This is a genomic window from Microbacterium sp. NPDC089189 (genome assembly GCF_040685095.1).
Taxonomy (GTDB): domain Bacteria; phylum Actinomycetota; class Actinomycetes; order Actinomycetales; family Microbacteriaceae; genus Microbacterium.
In genome coordinates this window covers 1-5319 of sequence record NZ_JBFBHG010000051.1, presented here as the reverse complement: position 1 = coordinate 5319, position 5319 = coordinate 1, and the positions used below count along the sequence as shown (strand labels likewise).

Annotated in this window: 5 protein-coding genes; 4 read left to right on the top strand and 1 reads right to left on the bottom strand. The window is 69.9% G+C overall.

Annotated elements, in window-relative coordinates:
* Positions 1 to 120 precede the first annotated feature (120 nt).
* Positions 121 to 1524 carry an aminomethyl transferase family protein gene (locus AB0N73_RS16220; protein ID WP_363565385.1) on the bottom strand — a complete coding sequence of 468 codons (1404 nt, stop codon included), beginning with the start codon at positions 1522 to 1524 and terminating at the stop codon, positions 121 to 123.
* 215 nt (positions 1525 to 1739) lie between these two features.
* On the opposite strand from AB0N73_RS16220, the gene AB0N73_RS16215 reads away from it, so the two are divergent.
* The 4 genes from AB0N73_RS16215 to AB0N73_RS16200 are packed head-to-tail and all read left to right on the top strand — an operon-like array spanning position 1740 to position 5252.
* The gene (locus AB0N73_RS16215) at positions 1740 to 2495 is read left to right on the top strand and encodes a PIG-L deacetylase family protein (RefSeq protein WP_363565383.1); all 756 of its coding nucleotides are present in this window, start codon (positions 1740 to 1742) and stop codon (positions 2493 to 2495) included.
* Positions 2492 to 3193 (top strand): 4-carboxy-4-hydroxy-2-oxoadipate aldolase/oxaloacetate decarboxylase, encoded by a 702-nt coding sequence (locus tag AB0N73_RS16210; RefSeq protein ID WP_363565381.1) that lies wholly within the window; start codon positions 2492 to 2494, stop codon positions 3191 to 3193. The genes AB0N73_RS16215 and AB0N73_RS16210 overlap by 4 nt, the downstream gene beginning before the upstream one ends.
* The gene (locus tag AB0N73_RS16205; protein ID WP_363565379.1) at positions 3183 to 4271 is read left to right on the top strand and encodes a 4-oxalomesaconate tautomerase; all 1089 of its coding nucleotides are present in this window, start codon (positions 3183 to 3185) and stop codon (positions 4269 to 4271) included. Before AB0N73_RS16210 ends, AB0N73_RS16205 begins: the two co-directional genes overlap by 11 nt.
* Positions 4272 to 4304: 33 nt before the next feature.
* Complete coding sequence (locus AB0N73_RS16200) at positions 4305 to 5252, top strand: VOC family protein (protein ID WP_363565377.1); 948 nt, start codon at positions 4305 to 4307, stop codon at positions 5250 to 5252.
* The last annotated feature ends 67 nt before the right edge of the window (positions 5253 to 5319 follow it).

The following is a 5319-nucleotide window of genomic DNA, read 5'->3' as shown; positions in this document are numbered from 1 at the left end:
GCCGAGCGCATATCCCGGACGATGTGCGCTCGGCGACGGGATGTGCGCTCGGCAAGGGTGGGGTGCGGGTCCGCCACCCCGCGGGCGGCGGGGCGGGGCCGGGGGCGGGGATGGGGTGGGTCAGGCGGTGCCGGAGGTGCGCCAGCCGCCCTGGTACTCCTGCCGGGCGGTCTCGGCGTACGGGACAGGGCTCACGATGGCGCGGACCGCGATCTGATCGTGCGGCTCGACGGTGGTCTTCTTCGAGCCGCCGTCGGGCTCGCCCCACACCACGCGCACCTCGGCGCCGACCGGGACATCGCGGTCGACGGTGGCGAGCGAGAGGCCGCGCTTCTCGTTGGCGGTGACGCCGGTGAAGAGCGAGAGGCCCACGGTGTTGCCGTCGGCGTCGATGACGGCGTCGTAGTTGGACGAGCCGTAGTTGGCGTTGGGCAGGTCGAAGAACTGGTAGCCGACACCCTCACGGTCGATGACGCTCGTCAGGATCTTGGCGAGGTCCTCGTCGTTCCACGCGAGCGTGACCTTCTTGCGCTGCGCATCGGCATCCACCTTCTCGAGCGCGTCGCGCCCGATGAAGTCGTGGTCGAACTTCACGAACGATCCGTAGCCGAGCTCCCACGGGTTGAGGTAGTAGTCCTCGATGTTCTCCGACACGAACGATCCGGCGAGCGCGTTGATCGCCTCGTAGCTGTTGGCGGGCAGCCACTCGCGATACGCCCGCTCGCCCTCACCGGTGTAGATGGCCGGCAGCGGCGACGGGATCCATCCCGACTCGAGGGTGTTGGACGAGTAGGCGCGCGAGCCGCACGGCTCGATGCCGAACTCGCGGCCCGCCTCGAGCACGGCGTCGCGGATCTTCTGGTGCTGCTCGTACGGGCCCCAGATCTCGAGCCCGGGCGCGCCGGCCATGCCGTGGCGGAGCGTGCGCACCTTCTCGCCCGCGATGGTCATCTCGCCCATGTGGAAGAACCGCACCTTCTCGAGCGGACCGCCGTTGAGCTTCTCGATGATGCTCCAGGCGTTGGGTCCCTGGATCTGGAACCGGTAGTAGTCGCGGTGCACGGCCGCACCGTACGGACGCGACGGCGAGCGGTCGTCGTACCGGAACTCGAGGTCGTAACCGCCGGTCTCGGCGTGGAACTGCAGCCAGTTCGCGCCCGGGGCGCGACCGACGTACACGTACTCGTCGGCCGCTTCGTGGAAGAGGATGCCGTCGCCGATCACTCCGCCGTTGGATGCGGTGGGCACGAACTGCTTCGCCGTGTTCACGGGGAAGTTCGCGAACGAGTTGATGCCGGTCTCGCTCAGGAGCTTCAACGCATCCGGACCGGAGACGAAGAAGTTGACCATGTGGTGGGTCTGGTCGTAGAGCACGGCGGTCTCGCGCCAGGCCTTCTGCTCTCGCCGCCAGTTCGTGAACTCCGCCGGAACGACCGGATAGATGTACGTGCCCAGCTGCGAATCACGCAGCATCCCGACCGTGTCGTTCCGCTCGTCCAACAACTGCTGCAGGTTCTGCGCCATGAGTACGCCCTTCGACTTCCTTGTCCGTGGCCGGTGCGCGCTCGTCCGAACGCATCTCCCTCTGTCCATAGTGATTTTCCGATCTCGGATTGTCAACAAAATCTTGACCATTCGTGGCGGGCTGTGATTCGCTGGGGCCATCCCGGACGGCATCGACGCCGCTCCGCTCCGGCACGGCGGTCGCCCAGTACCGCGCAGGCCGACAGGAGGAACCGTTGAGCGAGACCACTCCTTCGCTGCTCGTGGTGAGTGCGCACGCAGGCGATTTCGTCTGGCGCGCCGGCGGCGCGATCGCCGCCGCGACCCTGCGCGGCGAGCGCGCCACCGTCGTCTGCCTCAGCTACGGCGAGCGCGGCGAGTCCGCGAGCCAGTGGCTGGCGGGAAAGCCGCTGGACGAGATCAAGCAGATCCGCCGCGCGGAGGCGACCGCCGCCGCCGCGGCACTGGGGGCCGACATCGAGTTCCTGGATCTCGGTGACTATCCGCTGCGGGAGAGCCCGGAAGCCGTCGCGCAGCTGGTCGACGTCTACCGGCGGGTGCAGCCCACGGTCGTGCTCACGCATCCTCTTCTCGATCCGTACAACGGCGACCACCCGGCCGCGGCGCGCATGGCACTCGAGGCGCGGATCCTCGCGCAGGCCATCGGTGTGGCGAACGCGGACGGGTCGATGCCGACGGCCGAGACCATCATCGGCGCGCCCCCGGTGTTCTTCTTCGAGCCCCACCAGAGCGAGCAGTCCGACTTCAAGCCGAACGTGCTGCTCGACATCACCGCCGCGTTCCCACGCAAGCGGGCGGCGATGGAGTGCCTGCCCGCCCAGACGCACATGTGGGAGTACTACGCGCAGCTGGCCGTGCGCCGCGGGGTGCAGGTGCGACGCAACGCCGGCCCCAACCTCGGACTGCCCCACGACACGATGGGCGAGGCCTACGTGCGGTACCTGCCGCAGGTCACGGACGTGCTCGCATGAGCGGAGTCGTCGTCACCGGCATCCGCCGTGCCGACCGCGCCGACATCGACGCGCTGGCCTCCTTCGGATCGGCGACCGTGCACGAGGCGATGGGTCGCACCGGCTACGCGGGTCCGGCTATCCGCGCCCTGCAGCGGGATGCCGCGATCGCCGGGAGCGCGATCACGGTGTCGGCCGCCGCGGGCGACAACCTCATGGTGCACGTGGCGATCGAACAGGCCGAGGAGGGCGACGTGATCGTCGTCGTGCCCGCGGCCGACTCGGCCTACGGGGTCATCGGCGAGCTCATGGCGACCCAGATGCAGACCCGCGGCGTGCGCGGCTACGTCACCTCCGGCGGCGTGCGCGACACCGCCGAGCTGCGGGCGATGGGGTTCCCGGTGTGGGCGACGCACGTCAGCGCGCTCGGCACCGTCAAGGACACCGCGGGCTCCGTCAACATCCCCGTGGTGCTCGGCGCGGTCGGCGTGCGCCCGGGCGACGTGATCGTCGCCGACGACGACGGCGTCGCGGTGGTGCCGCTCGCGCAGGTCGCCGCCACGCGGGCCGCGGCCGCCACGCGGGCGGAACGCGAGCGACGCAACCGGGAGCGGTATCGGGCCGGCGAGATCTCGATGGACATCAACGAGCTGCGTCCCGTGCTCGAGGGTCTGGGCGTCCGCCATCTCACCCAGGCCGAGTACGACGATGACCACTGATCCGCGCGACGGCATCCCCTGCATGCTCATGCGCGGGGGCACGTCGAAGGGCGCGTACTTCCTCGCCGCCGACCTTCCGAGCGACCCCGCCGAGCGCGATGCCCTGCTGCTGCGCATCATGGGCAGTCCCGACCCGGCGCAGATCGACGGGCTCGGCGGCGCGCATCCCCTCACCAGCAAGGTCGCGATCATCTCGGCATCGACGACTCCGGATGCGGATGTCGACTACCTCTTCCTCCAGGTCGCCGTCGACGAGGCGCTCGTCAGCACCACGCAGACCTGCGGCAACCTGCTGGCCGGGGTGGGTCCGTTCGCGCTCGAGCGCGGGCTCGTGACCGCGTCGGGCGACAGCGCCCGCATCCGCATCGCCCTGCGGAACACCGGGGACGTCGCCACGGCCACATTTCCGACATCCGACGGCCGGCCCGAGTACGCCGGCGACCGCCACATCGACGGCGTCCCCGGTACGGCCGGCGCGATCGACCTCGAGGTGACGGCGGGCCCGGGCAAAGCCCTCTTCCCGTCGGGCTCCGTCGTCGACGTCGTCGAGGGGCTGCACGTGACGCTCGTCGACAACGGGATGCCGACGGTGCTGATCGCCGCGGCCGACGTCGGGGCGTCCGGGGCGGAGAGCCCCGACGAGCTCGAGGGCGACGCGGCCCTCCGCGAACGGATCGAGCGCCTCCGCCGCGCCGCGGGCGAGCGGATGGGGCTGGGTGATGTCGCCGAGCAGACCGTGCCGAAGGTGATCCTGCTGGCCCCCGCGCAGGCCGGCGGGGCGATCGGCACGCGCGCCTTCATCCCGCACCGTGTGCACACCTCGATCGGCGTGCTCATGGCGGCCTCCGTCGCCGCCGCCGTGCGCGTGCCCGGAACGGTCGCCGCCGACATCCCGTCCGGGCCGGCTTCCTCTTCGGATGGCGACGGCCCGCTCGCGATCGAGCACCCGAGCGGTTCCCTCGACACCGAGGTGACCGTGCACCGCGACGCCGACGGCACCTGGCGCGCGGCGTCGCTGTCGCACCGCACCGCCCGCAAGATCTTCGACGGCCGGGTGTTCCCCGGCCCCATCCGCTGACCACCGCCATCCCCGTCAGAGAGGACGCTCACGATGACCGACTTCCGTTCGTTCGACGTCGCCCATATCGGCAGTGTCGAACTGCTCACGCCCGATTTCGCCGGCAGCCGCTGGTTCTTCGAGGATCTCCTCGCGATGCGCGTGGTCGCCGAGACCCCCGGCAGCATCTACCTGCGCACCTGGGACGAGTACGAGCAGTACACGATCAAGCTCACGGCCTCGGATGCGGCGGGCGTCGGTCTCACGACGTTCCGCACGACCTCGCCCGAGGCACTCGAGCGCCGCGTCGCCGAGATCGATGCGATGGGACTCGGTGAGGGCTGGGAGGACGGCGAGGTCGGCACGGGCCCGACGTATCGCTTCCGCGATCCCGACGGTCACGCCATGGGCATCTACTACGAGACCGAGCGCTACGTCGCGACCGACGACAAGCCGGCGCTGAAGAACCAGGCGTCGCGGTTCCCCGGTCACGGCGTGAACGCCCGCCGCCTCGACCACATCAACTACCTGGCGAAGGATGTGGAGGCCAACGGCGAGTTCGTGGCCCGGGCCCTCGGCGGGCGTGAGAGCGAACGCATCCGCAACGACGACGGCCGCTTCGCCGCGTGGTGGTTCCACTTCTCACTCAAGTCGTACGACGTCGTCTACTCCGACGACTGGACGAAGCACGGCAATCGCCTGCACCACATCGCGTTCGCCCCCGACACGCGCGAGGACATCCTGAAGGCCGCCGACATCTTCCTGGAGAACGGCATCCACATCGAGTCCGGGCCGCACAAGCACGCGATCAACCAGACGTTCTTCCTCTACGTGTGGGAGCCCGGCGGCAACCGCATCGAGTTCGCGAACGCCGGCGCGCGCCTGCTCCTCGACCCCGACCAGCCGGTCGTCGAGTGGAGCCAGGAGGAGCGCAAGAAGGGCCAGGCCTGGGGCATGAAGACCATCGAGACCTTCCACACCCACGGCACCCCCCTCGTCTGACCCGGGTCGCTGGACCCGCGAGACAGCACTTTCGCGCCGAGACGGTGGGTTTAACCCGCTGTCTCGG